18 protein-coding genes are annotated in these 18,873 nt (G+C 44.0%); 6 read left to right on the top strand and 12 right to left on the bottom strand.

Translation table 11 applies throughout. The annotated features are described in order from the left end of the window. Positions 1-46 precede the first annotated feature (46 nt). Positions 47-520 (bottom strand): GreA/GreB family elongation factor, encoded by a 474-nt coding sequence (locus tag NX845_RS09135; protein WP_017080322.1) that lies wholly within the window; start codon positions 518-520, stop codon positions 47-49. Positions 521-665: 145 nt separating this feature from the next. Between NX845_RS09135 and NX845_RS09130 the strand changes: the two genes are divergently transcribed. Beyond that, positions 666-2,600 (top strand): ATP-dependent DNA helicase RecQ, encoded by a 1,935-nt coding sequence (locus NX845_RS09130; protein ID WP_065682568.1) that lies wholly within the window; start codon positions 666-668, stop codon positions 2,598-2,600. A 144-nt stretch (positions 2,601-2,744) separates the two neighbouring features. On the opposite strand, the gene dinB is transcribed toward NX845_RS09130, so the two are convergent. Next, positions 2,745-3,821 (bottom strand): DNA polymerase IV, encoded by a 1,077-nt coding sequence (gene dinB, locus NX845_RS09125; protein WP_065682567.1) that lies wholly within the window; start codon positions 3,819-3,821, stop codon positions 2,745-2,747. Between the two features lie 163 nt (positions 3,822-3,984). Here dinB and NX845_RS09120 point away from each other — a divergent pair, with 163 nt between their 5' ends. Further along, positions 3,985-5,226, top strand: a complete 1,242-nt coding sequence (locus tag NX845_RS09120; RefSeq protein ID WP_017079932.1) for a diguanylate cyclase — start codon at positions 3,985-3,987, stop codon at positions 5,224-5,226. Positions 5,227-5,353: 127 nt separating this feature from the next. Here the strand turns inward: NX845_RS09120 and nqrM are convergent, their stop codons facing one another. From nqrM to bolA, 9 genes are all read right to left on the bottom strand, one after another. Beyond that, positions 5,354-5,608, bottom strand: coding sequence for a (Na+)-NQR maturation NqrM (gene nqrM, locus NX845_RS09115; protein WP_004735214.1), 255 nt, complete (start codon positions 5,606-5,608; stop codon positions 5,354-5,356). A gap of 16 nt (positions 5,609-5,624) precedes the next feature. Continuing rightward, complete coding sequence (locus tag NX845_RS09110; RefSeq protein WP_004735213.1) at positions 5,625-6,629, bottom strand: FAD:protein FMN transferase; 1,005 nt, start codon at positions 6,627-6,629, stop codon at positions 5,625-5,627. 174 nt (positions 6,630-6,803) lie between these two features. Next, on the bottom strand, positions 6,804-8,030 hold the full coding sequence (gene nqrF / locus NX845_RS09105; protein ID WP_004735212.1) for an NADH:ubiquinone reductase (Na(+)-transporting) subunit F: 1,227 nt from the start codon (positions 8,028-8,030) through the stop codon (positions 6,804-6,806). A 29-nt stretch (positions 8,031-8,059) separates the two neighbouring features. After that, positions 8,060-8,656 carry an NADH:ubiquinone reductase (Na(+)-transporting) subunit E gene (gene nqrE, locus NX845_RS09100; RefSeq protein WP_004735211.1) on the bottom strand — a complete coding sequence of 199 codons (597 nt, stop codon included), beginning with the start codon at positions 8,654-8,656 and terminating at the stop codon, positions 8,060-8,062. 7 nt (positions 8,657-8,663) lie between these two features. Continuing rightward, a complete protein-coding gene (locus NX845_RS09095; RefSeq protein WP_004735210.1) occupies positions 8,664-9,296 on the bottom strand; it encodes an NADH:ubiquinone reductase (Na(+)-transporting) subunit D in 633 nt (210 codons plus the stop codon). Beyond that, a complete protein-coding gene (locus tag NX845_RS09090) occupies positions 9,296-10,063 on the bottom strand; it encodes a Na(+)-translocating NADH-quinone reductase subunit C (protein WP_065682566.1) in 768 nt (255 codons plus the stop codon). The genes NX845_RS09095 and NX845_RS09090 overlap by 1 nt, the downstream gene beginning before the upstream one ends. Beyond that, on the bottom strand, positions 10,053-11,297 hold the full coding sequence (locus NX845_RS09085) for an NADH:ubiquinone reductase (Na(+)-transporting) subunit B (protein WP_004735208.1): 1,245 nt from the start codon (positions 11,295-11,297) through the stop codon (positions 10,053-10,055). The genes NX845_RS09090 and NX845_RS09085 overlap by 11 nt, the downstream gene beginning before the upstream one ends. A 5-nt stretch (positions 11,298-11,302) precedes the next feature. Further along, entirely contained in the window at positions 11,303-12,643 is a 1,341-nt protein-coding gene (locus tag NX845_RS09080; RefSeq protein ID WP_017080319.1) for a Na(+)-translocating NADH-quinone reductase subunit A, read from the bottom strand. Positions 12,644-13,164: 521 nt separating this feature from the next. Beyond that, positions 13,165-13,473 carry a transcriptional regulator BolA gene (gene bolA, locus NX845_RS09075; RefSeq protein WP_017079929.1) on the bottom strand — a complete coding sequence of 103 codons (309 nt, stop codon included), beginning with the start codon at positions 13,471-13,473 and terminating at the stop codon, positions 13,165-13,167. Positions 13,474-13,648: 175 nt separating this feature from the next. Here bolA and NX845_RS09070 point away from each other — a divergent pair, with 175 nt between their 5' ends. The 4 genes from NX845_RS09070 to NX845_RS09055 all read left to right on the top strand — a co-directional run bounded on the left by NX845_RS09070 (position 13,649) and on the right by NX845_RS09055 (position 17,397). Next, positions 13,649-14,800 carry a methyltransferase gene (locus NX845_RS09070; protein ID WP_065682564.1) on the top strand — a complete coding sequence of 384 codons (1,152 nt, stop codon included), beginning with the start codon at positions 13,649-13,651 and terminating at the stop codon, positions 14,798-14,800. 66 nt (positions 14,801-14,866) lie between these two features. After that, the gene (locus NX845_RS09065; RefSeq protein ID WP_017084461.1) at positions 14,867-15,436 is read left to right on the top strand and encodes a YajG family lipoprotein; all 570 of its coding nucleotides are present in this window, start codon (positions 14,867-14,869) and stop codon (positions 15,434-15,436) included. Next, positions 15,436-15,984 (top strand): peptidylprolyl isomerase, encoded by a 549-nt coding sequence (locus NX845_RS09060; RefSeq protein ID WP_065682563.1) that lies wholly within the window; start codon positions 15,436-15,438, stop codon positions 15,982-15,984. The genes NX845_RS09065 and NX845_RS09060 overlap by 1 nt, the downstream gene beginning before the upstream one ends. A 54-nt stretch (positions 15,985-16,038) precedes the next feature. Next, positions 16,039-17,397, top strand: a complete 1,359-nt coding sequence (locus tag NX845_RS09055) for an AmpG family muropeptide MFS transporter (RefSeq protein ID WP_017079927.1) — start codon at positions 16,039-16,041, stop codon at positions 17,395-17,397. A 76-nt stretch (positions 17,398-17,473) separates the two neighbouring features. On the opposite strand, the gene NX845_RS09050 is transcribed toward NX845_RS09055, so the two are convergent. Continuing rightward, on the bottom strand, positions 17,474-18,820 hold the full coding sequence (locus NX845_RS09050; protein WP_065682562.1) for a DUF4397 domain-containing protein: 1,347 nt from the start codon (positions 18,818-18,820) through the stop codon (positions 17,474-17,476). Positions 18,821-18,873 lie beyond the last annotated feature (53 nt).

Raw genomic sequence — 18,873 nt, 5'->3', positions numbered from 1 at the left:
TATATGCTTCTTTGTCAGAGAAACGTTTTATATATACGTTACTCAGTTAGTCGATAGATATTACTTCATAGCAAAACTGTTTATCTGCGACCTTAAACTCAATTTCATCACCGACTTCTTTACCCATTAGAGCCTGACCAAAAGGTGCATTTGCCGTCACGATGGCAATCTCATTCTCATTCCACGTGACAGAAAGTCCGCCGACTCTCGGCCCCATAAAAAAGTGTTTATATTGATCATGCTCGTCAATGACCACAACGTAGCTGCTCACCGTAATTCGCTCACTGTCGCGCAACACTAAGTTACGATAACACTGAATGTCGTCTTCACACTCTTGCACTCTTACGGCTTGGCCATGAGCAAGATATGAAGCTTCTAATGCCAATGTATCGTACTTATGTTCAGGCACAGTCTCTTCATCGGTCGCAGCATCAATCGCACGCTGAGTCGCAGATTGGGCGATACGTAGTCGGGATTCGAGTTGCTCTAAGATTATTTGGCGAAGCTCTGACTTATTCATACTATTGGGGTGCTTTTCTATAGGAGCTACAGAATAGAATTAGGTACAATCAGGTGCAAGACATTTGATTCATCAAGCGACGCGATCATGAATGGACGCTCGCTTTATCATCAATACGACACTTAATAATTCAGGTAGAACATAAATGATTGAGCAGAAGTTAAAACAAGTATTCGGATTCGACTCACTGCGTAATGGGCAAAAGCAAGTCATTGATAATGTTCTATCTGGTCATTCGACGGCGGCCATATTCCCAACCGGCTCAGGTAAGTCGCTTTGCTATCAATTGCCAGCGCTAGCATTGCCACATTTAACCTTAGTGATATCGCCACTGTTAGCTTTAATGAAAGACCAGCTCAGCTTCTTGCACAGCAAAGGCATTAGCGCAGCTGCAATCGAATCAAGCCAAGACAGACAAACCACCCAACAAGTGATGCAGTCGGTACGTAACGGAGACACCAAGATCCTCATGATCTCCGTTGAACGCTTGAAGAACGAACGCTTTCGCCAGTTTATCTCCCAAGTGCCGATCTCGTTACTGGTGGTCGATGAAGCGCACTGTATTTCAGAGTGGGGACATAACTTTAGACCAGATTACCTAAAGCTTCCCCAATACCAAAAACAGCTCAATATTCCTCAGGTACTGCTGCTGACAGCAACCGCGACCACATCAGTTATCCAAGATATGAAGTCTAAGTTTGATATCGATGAGGAACGTGTTGTGGTTACGGGTTTCTATCGTCAAAACCTCGATCTGTCGATTCAACCTTGCGAACAAACCAGCAAACTAGAAACCTTGTGCAACGTCGTTAATCAAGCTTCTCTTGCTCCGACTATTGTTTATGTCACCCTTCAACAAACAGCAGAGATGGTGGCTCAGCAACTTCGTAACGCTGGCGTTAATGCTGTTGCTTATCATGCAGGTCTTAAGCCTGAAAACCGAGATGTAATTCAACATCAATTCATGAATGATGACGTGAACTGTATCGTGGCCACCATTGCGTTTGGTATGGGCGTCGATAAATCCAACATTCGCCGAGTCATTCACTTTGATTTACCAAAATCGATAGAGAACTACTCGCAAGAGATCGGTCGAGCAGGCCGAGATGGCCAGCCTTCAGTATGTATTCTTCTCGCCAACAAGTACGGCCTCAGTACACTGGAGAACTTCGTATTTGGCGATACGCCAGACAACATATCGATCCAAGCGGTATTAAAAGAGATCTACGAAAACCAGAACATTGGCGCTGCTGGCTCGAATCAATGGGAGATCATGCTTAACCAGCTATCACGTGAATCCAATATTCGTCAGTTACCGCTAAAAACACTACTGGTGTATCTCGAAATTGAAGGCGTGATTGAGCCGAAGTACAGCTACTTCGCTGACTACAAATTTAAGTTCGTTCGCCCGAAACAGCAGATCACCGAACAATTCCAAGGCGAACGTCGTCATTTTGTCGAAGCGATTTTCCAGTGCTCGCCTCAAGCCAGAGTCTGGTGCCAAGTTGATTTCGATGCGCTGTGGACACACTTCCAGACAGATCGTCAGCGTGTGATTGCGGCAATCGATTATTTCAATGAACAAGGTTGGATTGAATTGGAAAGTAAGCAGATCACAGATGTGTATGCTATCCACAACACCTCTGAAGACATGATGCAGTTATCGGAACGTCTAACTGAATTGTTTAAAGAAAAAGAGAACAGTGAAATAAACCGTCTTAACCAAATGCTGAGCTTCTTTGAGGCAGACACTTGTCTAAGCTCACGCCTAGCGAGCTACTTTGCCGATGATAAGGCACCAACAAACTGTGGTCATTGCTCGGTATGCCGTGGTGAGGTAGCAATATTACCAACCGTCGATGTTGAACCCGTTGACGACGAAACCGTAATGACATGGATTCATGAATTTGTATCTAAGAGCCAACAATTGATCACCGACGAAGCCATTACGCGTTTTCTATGCGGAATTGCAACCCCGCTTTCAACCAAGCTTAAAGCCAGCAAAATGGTTGGTTACGGCAAGCTAGAGCAGCAACCATTCAGTGATACCTTAGCACGAGTTAAACAGCTTCCTAGATAAGGTATCTCACGTATCGATATAGAACACTGGCTAGGCTATGAAGTCTAGTCGGTGCTTATCTGTGTGCATCTCATTACTCTCTATTCCCACTTATCCTCTATTCTCACCTACCCTCTATTCTTATTACTCTCTAAACAAGACAGCCTAAAAGAAACTCAGCTGACGCATTTGATCTTTGGGTTGTAGCATCACGCTCAAACCAAGCAGGCGTATTTCTCGCCCTTGTTGTCTTTTCAGTATTTCACTTAACAGTTCTTTGAAGTGCTCGCGATCAAGAGAGGCGTGGATGTGCTCAATAGTGGTTTGTTGAAAGTCGGCGAACTTGAGCTTAATACCCTGCTTGATGATCGCTTTACTTGGGCTGGCTTTTTCGAGACGAGTTTCAAGCTCAGGAAACAGCTTATCTTCGATCACCTGCCAACATTCCTCGTAGGTAGAAATGTTTTGAATAAAGGTGCGCTCCACACCTACCGATTTTCGTTCACGTTCGATGATAACTTCTCGGTCATCAACTCCATGACTCCGCTTCCATAGTGATGCACCTTGACGGCCAAACCTGAGCAATAGATCGCGATAGTCAGACTCCTTAATGTCCTTACAAGTAAAGAAGCCTGCTTGATGCAGTTTTTCGATACTGACCTTGCCAACACCGGGAATCTTTTCGAGTGGGAGCTCATCAATCACAGCTTGTACGTCTTGTGGAGGAATCACAAACTGTCCGTTAGGTTTGTTCATATCCGACGCTACTTTCGCTAGAAACTTTATTGGAGCGATGCCAGCCGAAGCGGTCAAGTTGAGTTCATTCCAGATATCGTGACGAATCGCCTCTGCAATCAGTGTGGCCGAACCATGACATTGCTTGGAATCGGTGACATCAAGGAAAGCTTCATCCAAAGAAAGAGGTTCAATGATGGATGTGTATCGAGAAAAAATTTCGCGGATCTTTTTCGATATCTCGACGTAGACCGACATTCTCCCAGGGACAACCAACAGGTTGGGGCAAAGCTGCAGCGCTTTTCCTGTTGGCATTGCAGAATGAATACCAAACTTGCGAGCTTCATAATTACATGTACTCAAAACCCCGCGCTGTTTTTCATGTCCCCCGACTGCGAGCGGTCGATTTCTATAAGATGGGTTATCTCGCATTTCTACAGCTGCGTAAAAACAATCCATATCAACATGGATTATTTTTCTAACTTTCTCTTCGCCCGCACTACACATTTAGGAATAACTCAACCTTACAACTGTATCTATGAACAGTATAATCAATTATTCTCAGATTTAAAATGATCTGGAGTCCAGCTCAACAGGTTTCTCTTCAATAGCCGCCTACTATTCTGATAGTATTGTTAAGGAGTATTTAGTCTATAAGTAGGGATAGCTTTTGAGTGAGAAAATACTAGTAGTAGAAGACAGTCGTGCATTCAGAAACTACCTGTACCAGCAATTTAAAAATGATGGCTATGATGTTTCACTGGCTGAATCAGTAGCAGAAGCCAAAGCTATCTTAGAGCAAGAGACGGATTTCTTGTGTGCGGTGCTCGATTACTGCTTACCCGATGGCCAAGATGGTGAGATCATTGATTTGGTACTCGGCTATCAACAAAAAATCATTGTGCTCACGGGTATGTTCAACAACACACTTCGAGAGCAAGTACTCGCAAAAGGTGTGCTTGATTACATCCTTAAAGACAGCATGTCGTCAGTCAGTTACTTACTTCCTCTGGTTAATCGAATATCGAATAACCGATACCATAAAGCCTTAGTAGTTGATGATTCTGCTGTGGTTCGTCGATATGTTGTCCAACTTCTTGAGCATCAATATATTCAAACGATTCAAGCGGTAGATGGAGAGCAAGCACTAGAGCTCCTCCAAAACGATCCTGATATCACTTTTGTCGTTACCGACCATGACATGCCGAACAAAGACGGCATTTCGATGACCCGTGATATTCGAGTCCAACACGATCGTAATCAACTTGCTATTCTCGGCCTATCTGGCAGTGATGATCGCACAATGACCGCTCGCTTCCTTAAAGCTGGCGCCAACGACTTCCTTTATAAGCCATTTAACCAAGAAGAATTTTTCTGCCGTATTCACCAATTGCTCGACATGAAAGAAGCAACCAACGAACTGTTTCGTCATGCAAACGAGGATGCTCTGACCGGACTTTGGAACCGTCGCTACCTTTTCAATCAAACATGCAAAGGCTGCGAACATCGCAGTATCGCTATGATGGATATCGACTTTTTTAAAAAGGTGAATGATACCTACGGCCACGATGGTGGTGACGCAGTATTAATTGAGGTTGGTAAAATCATCAAAGAGCACTTTAAAGATGATTTAGCAGTTCGCTTCGGTGGCGAAGAGTTTTGCATTCAGTCATGTGAACCATTTGAAGATTTTATAGAGACCTTGGAGTCGATGAGAGTCGCAATTGAAAATCATGAAGTGCAGCATGATTCACATGTGATTAAAGTGAGCATGAGCATTGGCGTGACCGACCAAGAAGGCTCTTTAGACGAGCAAATCAAAGCAGCAGACGAGCTACTTTATACCGCGAAAAAGCAAGGTCGAAACCAGTTGATATGCGCTCGTAATAACCTTCAACGCGTTAATGAGTAACTCCTGCTTTCCTAGAGCACGAACCGAGTCAGTATTTAAAATGAAAAGAGCCCAAGGTGTTAACCTTGGGCTCTTTGTTTTTTGGGGAGCAGGTTTCGCTGCTAATCGTTATTGCTGCTAATCGCAATTAAGCAATACGATCTTTATTCCAAGAAGCTTCTTTTTGCTGACGCTCAGCCAGTTTCTCTTCGCGGTATGCTTCACGTGCTTCACGCTTTTTGCGCGCATCACAAGGTTCAGGGCAGTTACATACTTTATCAATACCAACAGCGCCTAAGCCACCACAGCTACCCTTCACAACTTTCTTTTGGATAATATAGCCAATAGACATCGCTGCGATTACTGCAAGAAAAACACCAAATGTAATCAGAAATGTATTCATAATTATCTCGCTTACCTTATTTACCTAAGTATGGCTTAAATGCTTCAGAAGCAATTTCTTTAAAGCCATCTGCTGTTTTTACCACCATGAACACAGGGATGTTATGTTGGTTCGCGACTTCCAGTCCTTTTTCTTCACCTAAGACCATAAGGCCTGTAGATAAGCCATCTGCAGTCATTGAAGACGGGTTTAAAACGGTTACAGAAACCACTTTATGATGAAGCGGCTTGCCTGTTTCAGGGTTAATGATGTGTGAGTAACGAACACCATCGCGCTCAAAATAGTTACGGTAGTCACCAGATGTTGCGATCGCCATATCACCCGGCTCGATGATCTCTTGAATGTTACGCTCGTCGACAGTTGGCTTCTCTATGGCGATACGCCAACCCACACTTTCACGGTTTAAACCCTTCAAGCGGATTTCACCACCTACTTCAACCATGTAATTATGAATACCAATTGAATCAAGGTAATCAGCAACGACATCCACACCCCAACCTTTTGCGATAGTTGAAAGGTCAACATACAAGTTAGGCAAGTCTTTGCTTAACTTATTACCTTCAACGCTCAAGTGATGAATACCAACCTTAGCCTTGCGAGCCGCAAGCTCTTCATCTGATGGAACCACTTCAGGACGCGCTTCAGGACCAAAACCCCAAAGGTTAACTAATGGTCCAACCGTAACATCCAATGCACCTTCAGTAAGACCGTTCAAACGAATCGCTTCTTTCACAACAGTAGCTGTTTGTTCAGATACTTCGAATGCATCGGCACCTTTATGCTGGTTAAAACGGCTCAGTTCTGAGTCTTCACGGTAGGTCGACATTTGATCATTCACTTCTTCAAGCAGACGGTCGATCTCGGTATGAACTTCGTTAGACTCAGGAAATTCATCACCATTGATGTACTTGATATTGTAACTGGTACCCATTGTAGGGCCACTTAAATGCACTTGCTCTCTTGCCTGATCACAGCCCGCAAGAAAAATCAAAGAAGTTAATGCAACAAGCCAAATTCTCACTTGCTTACTCCTGTTTAAGGTTAAGGATTTATATAAGGAAAAATAAGAGTAAAAAATAGGTATTTTGAATGCCTTACTCTTTCTTATATAAGCCAGTTTGTTGTCACGAGTAGTCTTAGAAAAACAAATGGCTGACTCGTAAGAGTCAGCCATAATATCAATCACTTAAATGGATTAACCACCGAAGTCATCTAGTAGAATGTTTTCATCTTCTACACCAAGATCTTTCAGCATGCCGATAACAGCCGCGTTCATCATTGGTGGACCACACATGTAGTACTCACAGTCTTCAGGAGCTTCATGATCCTTCAGGTAGTTTTCGTACAATACGTTGTGGATGAAACCTGTGTAACCATCCCAGTTGTCCTCTGGTTGAGGATCAGACAGTGCACAGTGCCACACGAAGTTCTCGTTTGCAGCCGCTAGGCCATCGAAATCTTCAATGTAGAACATCTCACGCTTAGAACGTGCACCGTACCAGTAAGACATCTTACGAGTAGAGTTAAGACGCTTAAGTTGGTCGAAGATATGTGAACGCATTGGCGCCATACCTGCACCACCACCGATGAATACCATTTCATTGTCTGTGTCTTTAGCAAAGAACTCACCAAATGGACCAGAAATAGTACATTTGTCGCCTTCTTTAAGAGACCAGATGTATGAAGACATCACACCAGGAGCTACGTCAGGGTTGTTTGGCGGCGGAGTTGCGATACGCACGTTAAGCTTGATGATGCCTTTCTCTTCTGGGTATGAAGCCATAGAGTAAGCACGAATCGAATGCTCTTTAACAATAGACTCGTAACGGAACAAGTTGAACTTATCCCAGTCACCACGGTATTCGTCAGGAATATCGTAATCTGCGTATTTCACGTGATGTGGTTCAGCTTCAATCTGAATATAACCACCCGCGCGGAATGGAACTTCTTCACCTTCAGGGATAGCAAGTGCTAGCTCTTTGATGAAAGTAGCTTCGTTATCATTAGAGATAACTGTACATTCCCACTTCTTAACACCAAAGATGTCTTCGTCTAGCTCAATCTCCATGTCAGTTTTCATAGCAACTTGACATGCAAGACGTTCGCCTTCGCGAGCTTCGCCTTTGGTGATGTGATCAAGTTCAGTTGGTAGGATGTCGCCACCACCAGACTTAACTTTTACACGACACTGACCACAAGAGCCACCGCCACCACAAGCAGACGATACGAAGATACCAGCGCCAGCTAGGGCACCAAGTAGCTTGCTACCAGGTTGAGTAACGATCGCCTTTTCAGGGTCGCCGTTTACAGCAATAGTGATGTCACCTGATGGTACTAGCTTAGACTTAGCGAAAAGAATCACTAGTACTAGAGCCAATACAATAATGGTAAACATCGCTACGCCAAGAATAATGCTTTGCATTTGTTATTCCTTATTACTGGGTGCTTACCCTACAGTTGAACACCAGAGAAAGACATAAAGCCTAACGCCATCAGACCAACAGTAATGAACGTGATACCAAGGCCACGTAGACCTGGAGGTACGTCAGAGTACTTCATCTTCTCACGGATACCCGCAAGAGCAACGATAGCTAACATCCAACCCACACCAGAACCGAAGCCGTAAACAACAGATTCAGCAAAGTTGTAGTCACGAGTTACCATGAAAGATACACCACCAAAGATTGCACAGTTAACTGTGATCAATGGAAGGAAGATACCTAGTGCGTTGTACAAAGGTGGGAAGAAACGGTCTAGAACCATCTCTAGGATTTGTACAAGTGCAGCGATAACACCGATGAATGCGATGAAGTTAAGGAAACTTAAATCGACACCGGCAACAAGTGCATTTTCTTTTAGGATGTGTGTGTAAACAAGGTTGTTTACAGGAACAGCGATTGTAAGTACTACAACTACCGCAACACCAAGACCAAAAGAAGTTTTAACTTTCTTAGAAACCGCTAGGAATGTACACATACCTAGGAAGAAAGAAAGCGCCATGTTTTCGATGAAAATCGATTTAACTAGCAGACTAATATAATGTTCCATGACTACCTTACCCCTTCGCTTCTACTTGTTCTGGTTTGAACACACGAATTGCCCAAATCAAGAAACCAATTAGGAAGAATGCAGAAGGTGCTAGAAGCATCAAGCCGTTTGGCTGATACCAACCACCGTTGCTCACTAGAGGTAGTACTTCCATACCAAATAGTTTGCCAGAGCCTAGAAGCTCACGGAAGAAACCAACAGTGATAAGAACGAAACCGTAACCAAGACCGTTACCAAGACCATCGATGAAAGATGGGATTGGCGCAGACTTCATTGCGAATGCTTCAGCACGACCCATTACAATACAGTTAGTAATGATTAGGCCAACGAATACAGATAGCTGCTTAGAGATATCGTATAAGTATGCTTTAAGCACTTGGTCTACCACGATTACTAATGATGCGATAATTGCCATCTGAACGATGATACGCACACTGTTAGGAATGTGGTTACGGATCAAAGAAACGAAGAAGTTAGACAGAGCAGTAACGAACATTACCGCGATAGTCATAACAAATGCAGTTTCTAGCTTAGTGGTTACCGCAAGAGCAGAACACACACCAAGAACCTGTAGCGCGATTGGGTTGTTATCCAACACAGGCGCTAAGATGCTCTTTTTAATTTCTTTTGCACTAGACATTAGTTCAGACCTCCGTCACGAACTTTTGCTAGGAACGGACCAAAGCCCATATCACCTAACCAGAAGTCAAATGTATGTTGAACACCAACGCTGGTCAGTGTTGCACCAGAAAGGCCATCTACACCGTGATCAGAACCTTGAGGAGCGCCACCTTTAACAACCTGGATAGCAGGTTTGTGGTTTTCGTCGAATAATTTCTTACCAACGAATTGAGCGCGCCAAGTTGGGTTCTCAACTTCACCACCAAGTCCAGGAGTTTCACCTTGCTCGTAGTAAGTGATACCAGAAACTGTGTTGCCATCAGTTTCTACTGCAACGAATGCGTACATCATTGACCATAGACCGTTACCGTGAACAGGGATGATAACTTTAGAAGTTTCAGCGCCATCTTTCACTAGGTATACCGTACCCGTGTTAGCACGACGAATGATCTTAGCGATGTCATCTTCAGCTGAAAGCTTGATTGACTGAGCCGGATCTTTTGCCGCTTTACGTTGGTCGTATGCAGCAGCGTCGCCGTCAACGAAATCGCCAGTAGCGAAATCAACTAGACGAGGTTCGATGTTCTCTGCGTACAGTGCTGGGATATTACCCGCAAGTTCAATGCCCGCAACTTCAAGGATCTTAGTTTGCTGATCCAGAACTGCGTTAGCTTGTTGCTTAGGTTTAAGAACAACTGCAGCTGTTGAAACGATGATTGAGCACACTAGGCTCAATGCGATAACAACAAACAGCGTCTTTTTAATGCTATCGTTATTACTTGCCATAGCGCGCTAGTCTCCGCTTAATGTTCTTCTCGATTACAACGTGGTCAAACAGAGGAGCAAATAGGTTTGCGAATAGAATCGCAAGCATCATGCCTTCTGGGTATGCAGGGTTAACTACACGAATCATTACACACATTGCGCCGATTAGGATGCCGTACCACCACTTACCTTTATTGGTAAATGAAGCTGATACTGGGTCAGTCGCCATGAAGAACATACCGAACGCGAAGCCACCTAAAACTAGGTGCCAATGCCAAGGCATGCTGAACATTGCATTAGTGTCAGAACCAATCACGTTAAATAGTGTTGATACTGCAACCATACCGATCATTACACCCGCAATGATGCGCCATGAAGCAATGCCCATGTAAACAATCATTGCTGCACCAATCATAAGTGCAAGCGTTGAAACTTCACCGATAGAACCTGGAATGTTACCAATGAATGCGTCCATCCAAGTGATAGCTTCACCTGATGTTACGTTCATTAGTGCACTACCGCCGCCTTGAGCCCATTGGCTAAGAGCAGTTGCACCAGAGAAGCCATCTGCAGCAGTCCAAACTACGTCACCTGAAATCTGTGCAGGGTATGCAAAGAACAGGAACGCACGACCAGCAAGAGCAGGGTTCAAGAAGTTACGACCCGTACCACCGAAGATCTCTTTCGCAACAACAACACCAAAGGTAATACCTAGTGCTGCTTGCCATAGAGGAAGCGTTGGCGGAACGATAAGCGCAAATAAGATAGAAGTAACAAAGAAACCTTCGTTGACTTCGTGCTTACGCACCATACAGAACAGTACTTCCCAGAAACCACCAACGATAAATACCGTTGCGTAGATAGGTAAGAAGTAAGTCGCACCCAAGAGCATCTTACTGCCCCAACCTGCATCGGCCCCTAAGGAGGCTCCAAGCATTTCGGTTAGCCAGTAGTGCCAGTTACCATCAATGATAGAAACTAGTTCTGCACCTGAATACATGTGGTTTAGTGCTGCGATAGCCTGACCACCTGCGTTGTACATACCCCAGAACATTGCTGGGAATACCGCAAGCCAAACCATGATCATGATACGTTTTAAATCAACGCTATCACGGACATGCGAGCTTTTCTTTGTAACAGTACCTGGTGTGTAGAAAAGTGTTGCTGCTGCTTCGTAAAGCGCAAACCACGTTTCGTGTTTACCACCTGGTTCAAAATGATGCTCGATGTCTTCAATAAACTTTTTAAGGCCCATGAAAATTACCCTTCCTTCACAATTGTATCTAGGCATTCACGAAGTAACTGACCGTACTCGTACTTACCAGGACATACAAAGGTACACAGTGCTAAATCTTCTTCATCTAGCTCTAGCGCACCAAGTGCTTGTGCACTATCAACGTCGCCAGCGCATAGATCGCGAAGCAGCAAAGTAGGCTCCATATCTAATGGCATTACTTTCTCGTAGTTACCAATTGGAACCATAGAGCGATCACTACCGTTCGTTGTCGTTGTCATATTGAACAACTGACCTTTAAACACGTGACCAAGGAATGAACGAGTAACAGAGAACTTGTTCTTACCAGGCATAGCCCAGCCGAATAGCTCTTTATCACGACCTTCACGAAGAACCGAAACTTGTTGATGGTAACGGCCAAGGTAAGCATGTGGACCTGAAGCGTGAACACCAGATAGCACTGAACCTGAGATCAGGCGAACTTCACCTGGCATCAACTCGCTGTCCGTCAACTCTTCAAGGCTAGCACCAATTTGAGTACGAACTAGACGAGGATTGTTAACTACTGGACCAGCCAGAGAAACAACGCGCTCAGAGTAAATCTCACCAGTAAGGAAAAGCTTACCGAATGCGATCACGTCTTGGTAGTTAATGCTCCACGCTACATTTTGTGCATTTACCGGATACAGGTAATGCATATGCGTGCCTGCAAGACCTGCAGGGTGTGGGCCATCAAAAACATGTTCTTCAACGTTAGACTGAGCTGAACGAGGTAAGCTAGTACCTTTTTTACAAACGTACACTTTACCGTTAGTCAGAGTTGAAAGAAGATCTAAACCAGCAACGAAAGCATCAGACTGCTCGTTAATGATTAATTCTGGCTCAGCTGCTAGCGGATTAGTATCCATAGCAGTAACAAAAATAGCCTGAGTTTCAGAATCAACTGCTGGAACCTTGCTGAACGGACGAGTTCGCAAAGCGGTCCATGCGCCAGACTCAACTAACTGAGCTTTAACCGTTTCACGGTCAAGGCCTACTAGTTGGTTAGCTTCATAGCTATTGAACGTGATTTGCTCATTGCCTGCTACTTCAATCACTACTGATTGAAGAACACGCTTAGCACCACGGTTCACTTCAATAACTTTACCGCTTGCTGGAGAAGTAAATACAACACCTGGGTTCTTTTTATCTGCAAAAAGAACTTGGCCTTTCTTCACTTCATCACCAACGCGAGCATGCATCGTAGGACGCATACCAACGTACTCTTCGCCAAGCAAGGCGACTTTAGTGATGGACTTACCATCATTAATCACCTGGGATGGAGTTCCTGCGATAGGAAGATCCAAACCCTTCTTTATTGTAATCATACGCACTTGCACTACTTTATCGGGAAAAAGATTCTTTTAATTGCGTAAATTCAGGACGTTTTAAAATCGCCCTTAGACACGACATTACAGTGTCCGGTTTTGGTAAATTTGAGATACCAAAATCGCAACAATACATTAATAAACTCATCACAAGAATTATGTGAGATTTATCAGGTGCCATATTCTAGCATTTTTTGACAACTTGATGCCATGACCAATAACTTGAATACGGCCTTTATTTGGTGAGATTTGAAGCATATGGACTCTCAAATATGTATAAATTTGACGAGCCGCACAGATAGAATGGCTTTTAGAACGTGTTTTAAACAAGAGATTAATACTCTGTCACAAACTAATATTTTACGTGTTATGTTGAAACACTGTTAATAAAAACATTACTCATTGTAGGTATTTTTGGTCGGTCAATTTACCATCAGCTTGAGTGATATAACAACAGAAAACAGATAGATTTTGAGACAAAAGAGGCGGCCTAGCCGCCTCTTCTATATGGGTTAATTATCTTACTTACCACCACCCATACACATCGGGCTATCTGGCACGTTATTTAGCTGCTTCATCCATTCATCTTTTGTATAAGTGTGAATGGATAGTGCGTGAATATTATTCGCTAACTCTTCTGATAGTGCTTTATTTACCGCTCTATGACGAGCAATAAGACGCAAACCTTCAAACACATCGCTGACAACAATCACTTTAAAATGACTCTCAGAACCAGCCGGAACATTGTGCATATAGCTCTCATTCACCACGTTTAAATGACTTGGTGAAAACTCATTGTGCAATTTTGTTTCGATAACTTCTTGGATCATTGTGATTCCTTAAATAGCGTATTGGCATTATCTGTCGCTCCAGTATAAACCCTAACTAACCGACTGTCTGAGTATTTCATCGCTGACTCGAGGGGTTTAGTCGAGTTTTTTATATCTTGTTCAGGCTGCATTTGAGACAATATCTTTGTTATTTCTTACATAAGTATCTCAAGCAATGAAAACTGAACTTACCCTTCACGATAGAACTTTAACCCTAAATCGTTTCCCCAACCGTTCAAATGAAACCCTTCAAGCTTGGGATGCCGGCGACGAATATCTGATTAGCCATGTTGAAGAGATGAATCTTGAACCTGGTAAACACATCCTGATCATGAACGACAGTTTTGGCGCCCTATCCGCTTGGTTCTCCAAAGATCATGACGTGACCATGATGAGTGACTCTTTCATTTCTCATCGCGGAACGCTAAAAAACTTACAGCGCAATCAAAGTAACCGAGTGAACTTCTTGAACACGATGGATGATATCCCACACGGTATCGACCTTGTGATCATGCAATTGCCAAAAACCAACCGCCACCTAATATGGCAATTGAGCCAGTTGCGCCAAGCATTACCTGAAGGTTGCCAAGTGATTGGTGTGAATAAAGTAAAAGAGATTCACACTTCAACACTGAACCTGTTTGAAAAATATCTCGGTGAAACCAAAACCTCTCTGGCTAAGAAAAAGCACCGCCTTGTGTTCTCTTCTCCAGACTGCCAACCGATTCAAACAGTAGAGCCTTATGTTGAATGGGACGTAGACGGTGAAGATATCCGCCTGAAAAATTTACCAAATGTTTACTCTGGGGAAGCGCTCGATCAAGGCGCTCGTTATATGCTAGAGCACATCCCTCAAGATCCTGAGCTACGTCATATCATCGACTTAGGCTGTGGCAACGGTGTATTGAGTGTAAAAGCAGGGCAATTGAACCCACAAGCTCGTATCACCTGTGTGGATGAAAGCTTTATGGCGGTGGAATCGGCGCGCCAAAACGTCAAGGATAACCTTGGTGAAGAAGGCAACTTCCAGTTCATCGCCAACAACTGTTTAGATGGCTTCAAGAAGAACAGCACTTACTTAGTTATGTGTAATCCTCCGTTCCACCAGCAACAAGCGATTACAGACCACATTGCATGGCAAATGTTCTGTGATGCAAAGCATGTTCTTAGCAACGGAGGCAAATTAATTGTTATTGGCAACCGACACCTCGGATACGATGTCAAACTAGCAAGACTATTTGGTGAAGCTAACGTTGAAACGCTTGAACTAAACCAAAAATTTGAGATATTACAAGCAACAAGAGAGCCTGCGAATTTTAATAAATAAGCAGAAACGACTTCACAAGAATTTAAGATACCGAGCTTCTGGTGTGAATTTAGAAAGGATAAAGGAATGAAAAAACTGATTTTGGCTGCTTCTATTATGGCATTGACAGCATGTTCTGCCCCTCAGCAAGAACAGATCAATGTAATGCCAGAAGCTTCACTAAGCTCAAGCAACCTTGTACAAGGCAAAACATACACACTAACCAGTAAAGATGTTCGTGCCGCTCAATATGTAGCCTTGGTTGATAGTGGCCGTTCAAACATTCAGCCAATTCACGCTAAACAAAACATGCGTATTTCGCTAGAGAACGCAGTAGCTCAACAGTTAGAGTCTCAAGGTTTCCGAGCAAGCGTAAACAGTGAAAACTCTATTGTTTTAGAGATTCAAGAAGCACTTGTTACCGTAGAACACACCATTATGGAAAACCAAATGGACGGTAAAGTAACGCTTGAAGTAACGGCCGAGACACCTGAAGGTAAGCTCGTTAAAACATTCAACGGTACCGCAACTCGTACTGGAGCGCTAAGTGCTTCAAACGACGACATCTCAATGGTTCTTAACGATGTGATCAACTTGGTTCTTACTGAAATTGCGAACGACCCTGAACTACAAAACTACATGAAGGAACGTTTCTAATGAGCCGTATTCTAACTTCTATTGCATTAATGCTGGTGAGCGCGAGCGTTTGGGCAGGCCCAAAAGTGAACGTTGAAACAACATTAGGTGACTTCACGATTGAGCTAAACCAAGAGCAAGCTCCGGTTAGTACTGAAAACTTCCTAAAATACGTGGCAGACGGCAGCTACGAAGGCACTATCTTCCACCGTGTTATTCCTGGCTTCATGGCGCAAGGTGGCGGCTTCGATCAAGACATGAATCAACAAGCGACTTATGCCCCAATCAAAAATGAAGGCAGTAACGGTCTAAAGAATGATACAGCAACGATCGCAATGGCTCGCACTAACGCGCCAGACTCTGCGACTCGTCAGTTCTTTATCAACTTTTCGGATAACGACTTCTTGAATGCAAAAGGTGGTAACCCGGGCTACGCTGTTTTTGGCACGGTAACTGAAGGGTTTGATGTCGTACAAAAGATGGCAACCATTCCAACTATGCGAATGGGCCGCATGTCAGATATCCCAACCGACCCTATCATCATCAACAAAGTAACACTTCTTAAGTAATCTCATACAGCGCCCTTAACCTCTTAAGGGCGTTTTTCTATACAAGGACGCCCCATGTCATCTGGCACTCCCTCTCTTTCTTGGATGCAGACTTTCCGTAGCTACCTAGATAAACGTCTACTTTGGGTGTTTATGTTGGGTTGTTCGAGTGGCTTTCCTTGGGTTCTTATCGGCTCTAACATGTCAGGCTGGCTAAAAGATGCAGGATTAACTCGTGCTGCTATCGGTTATTTCGGTAGTGTGTTCGCCGTCTATGCGATTAACTTTCTTTGGGCACCACTGGTAGACCGAGTCAAACTGCCGATTCTACATGCGATATTGGGCCAACGACGCAGTTGGATATTTCTATGCCAAAGCTTTGTATTGATCTGCACGCTGTTCATTGCCGGGGTTAACCCTGCCAATGACTTGATGTTCACCTCAATGCTGGCTCTCGGAATTGCGATTGCGTCTGCAACCCAAGATATAGCCATTGATGCCTTCCGTATTGATTCCTTTCCTAAATCTGAATCTACCAAATTACCGCAAGCATCCGCAATGGCAGTGATGGGATGGTGGACTGGTTACTCTCTTCCTGGTTATCTCGCATTTATCAATGCAGATACAATAGGTTGGAATGGTGTTTATTACGGCATGGCCGGTGTCGTTATCATTCTGATGCTATTCACCCTGTTTGTCGGAGAACCAACAACGCAACGTGAAGCATTACAAAAAGAAGCACAACAGCGCCATAATAAAGTTGTGGGCTCTAAAGTTGTGGCCTGGCTAAGCGTTACAGTGTTGGAACCTTTCTACGATTTCTTCAAGCGAAACGGTGTTCAAGTTGCTATTACGCTTCTGTTGTTCGTATTCCTGTTTAAGATAGGTGAAGCCTTCTTAGGCAGAATGTCGATTCCCTTCTATAAAGAAATCGGCTTTAGCAATGAACAAATCGGCCACTACTCCAAGTTAATTGGCTGGGGAGCAACCATATTCTTCACCTTGCTAGGCAGTGTCTTCAATGTGAAATTTGGTATTGTACGTGGGCTAATGATTGGCGGCGTAGCAATGGCAGCCAGCAACCTAATGTTTGCATGGATTGCTCAAGTCGGACCCAATGAAAACTTATTCCTTGCAACGATTATTGTCGATAACTTCACAACCGCCTTTTCGACAGTGGCATTCGTTTCCTTCTTAACGCTACTCACTGGGCAAGCTTTCTCTGCAACACAATATGCTCTATTAGCATCTTTAGGTAATTTTGGTCGAACGACGTTGGCATCTTTCAGCGGTGAATTGGTCGACTTCCTCAATGACTGGTCAACCTTCTTTATACTAACGTCATTAATGGTGATTCCAAGTTTGATCATGCTCTACTCGTTACGCCACTTTTTCACTGATTTATTAGAAAAAGCCAAAAACAACCACGAATAAAAGTAAAAGAAAACAAAAGAGAAGAGGGTAGCCCAGTGCTACCCTCTTTTACATTCTGCCAATAGATACTTAAACGCTAATCTGTAGTATCACTTACGATCAAGTTAAAACCAGTTCCCGTCGAGTCATCAATCGCGACGACTTGATAAACAACACCGTCAGCCAAAGTTGCAGGCGCAGAGTCAATGGCAACAGTAGTTGGGTCTCCTGCGACAGTAATTGTCACGTAGTAAGATCCCGCTGCAACATAAATACCATTCGCGTAATCTTTGAACTTCACATCACTTAGTGCCGGAGTGCTACCAGATATTCCCACGTTCTCAGTCAAGTAGATATCAACCGGTGCTGCAACTGGGTTTGCCGCCGCATGAGTAATGTTTAACACCGCACTGGTCGCAACCGGGCGACGGTTTTCAGGGACAACTAGTGGTTCCAAATTGAGTGGACTTAACGTACCCACTGCATAAATGCTGTAATCCATCCCAGCAAATACAGCTAAACCATCAACATCGATAAATGTTGGAGTCGTCGTTGCAGTTTCGTAAATATCAATATCGTAGCTACCTGCAGCCAAGTCTAGGAAGCCGCGAATCTCTTTAAACATCAGAGCATCAAGAGGAGCAAACTTAGTAGAGTTAACGAACACATCGACATCAGGTGCACCATCAACCAAATGCCCCACTCTTACTTCTGCCGTTTCTGCCATGTCGTAGATTAAAGATGAACCGCTACCATCCATCACCATCAACTTCACCGGAGATGCACTGTTTGAATCAGCTCTTGGCACCGCCGCAATCGTTAGTTCGCTACCGCCAGAAAGAGTGATTTCTCCAGAGTCAAAAGCAATAGCACTGCCGCTCACGGTTTCTAATCTCACTCGGTATTGCCCTGCTGGAATATTGAGTACGTCAGTAAAGTCTTTATAACCGAGAGTGCCAAGCGGAGCGCCCAATGGATCATTCGGTGCCGTTACGTATAAGTTAACATCCCCAACCCCTGTTGCCGCGTGAACAACTTGCACATCTAAACTTGAACTCGTTGCCGTTCCCTCAGCAGGCCTTGTAACAACTAAAGCCTCAACTGGGTTATTCGAACCATCAGCATTGCCGACCACCATTACGGTGTAATCTAGATCACCGCTCAAATCGAATTGGCTTGTCGGAATCACAGTCGCTACTGCGTCACCTGGGAGTTGGACATCTACTTGCAGGGTTGTCTGTCCTTGATCTAATGAGGCATATCCGGATGCTTGAGCATAATCGACATCGCTCCAACGAGCCTGACTATTTACTAGCACATTAGCCAACGGAGCATCCGGCGATGCATGTACAGCTTGAAGTTGAGTTGTTGGTTGATCGTCATCATCACACCCAACAATGAACAGGGCTGACATCGCTACCGCGAGTATTGGTGAATATTTCATCGGTCTTCTCTCCAAAAAAGTTAGACCAGTTCGTCACACAAATGATTAGTCCA

The organism is Vibrio sp. NC2 (assembly GCF_025195005.1).
Classification (GTDB): Bacteria; Pseudomonadota; Gammaproteobacteria; order Enterobacterales; family Vibrionaceae; genus Vibrio; species Vibrio splendidus.
This window is presented reverse-complemented; position numbering and strand designations above follow the sequence as displayed.

Coding starts and splice junctions, on each gene's coding strand:
- NX845_RS09050 (WP_065682562.1), bottom strand. CDS start 18,820: ATGAAATATTCACCAATACTCGCGGTAGCGATGTCAGCCCTGTTCATT.
- NX845_RS09090 (WP_065682566.1), bottom strand. CDS start 10,063: ATGGCAAGTAATAACGATAGCATTAAAAAGACGCTGTTTGTTGTTATC.
- NX845_RS09080 (WP_017080319.1), bottom strand. CDS start 12,643: ATGATTACAATAAAGAAGGGTTTGGATCTTCCTATCGCAGGAACTCCA.
- NX845_RS09055 (WP_017079927.1), top strand. CDS start 16,039: ATGTCATCTGGCACTCCCTCTCTTTCTTGGATGCAGACTTTCCGTAGC.
- nqrE (WP_004735211.1), bottom strand. CDS start 8,656: ATGGAACATTATATTAGTCTGCTAGTTAAATCGATTTTCATCGAAAAC.
- NX845_RS09130 (WP_065682568.1), top strand. CDS start 666: ATGATTGAGCAGAAGTTAAAACAAGTATTCGGATTCGACTCACTGCGT.
- nqrF (WP_004735212.1), bottom strand. CDS start 8,030: ATGCAAAGCATTATTCTTGGCGTAGCGATGTTTACCATTATTGTATTG.
- nqrM (WP_004735214.1), bottom strand. CDS start 5,608: ATGAATACATTTCTGATTACATTTGGTGTTTTTCTTGCAGTAATCGCA.
- NX845_RS09135 (WP_017080322.1), bottom strand. CDS start 520: ATGAATAAGTCAGAGCTTCGCCAAATAATCTTAGAGCAACTCGAATCC.
- NX845_RS09065 (WP_017084461.1), top strand. CDS start 14,867: ATGAAAAAACTGATTTTGGCTGCTTCTATTATGGCATTGACAGCATGT.
- NX845_RS09095 (WP_004735210.1), bottom strand. CDS start 9,296: ATGTCTAGTGCAAAAGAAATTAAAAAGAGCATCTTAGCGCCTGTGTTG.
- bolA (WP_017079929.1), bottom strand. CDS start 13,473: ATGATCCAAGAAGTTATCGAAACAAAATTGCACAATGAGTTTTCACCA.
- NX845_RS09060 (WP_065682563.1), top strand. CDS start 15,436: ATGAGCCGTATTCTAACTTCTATTGCATTAATGCTGGTGAGCGCGAGC.
- NX845_RS09085 (WP_004735208.1), bottom strand. CDS start 11,297: ATGGGCCTTAAAAAGTTTATTGAAGACATCGAGCATCATTTTGAACCA.
- NX845_RS09070 (WP_065682564.1), top strand. CDS start 13,649: ATGAAAACTGAACTTACCCTTCACGATAGAACTTTAACCCTAAATCGT.
- dinB (WP_065682567.1), bottom strand. CDS start 3,821: ATGTGTAGTGCGGGCGAAGAGAAAGTTAGAAAAATAATCCATGTTGAT.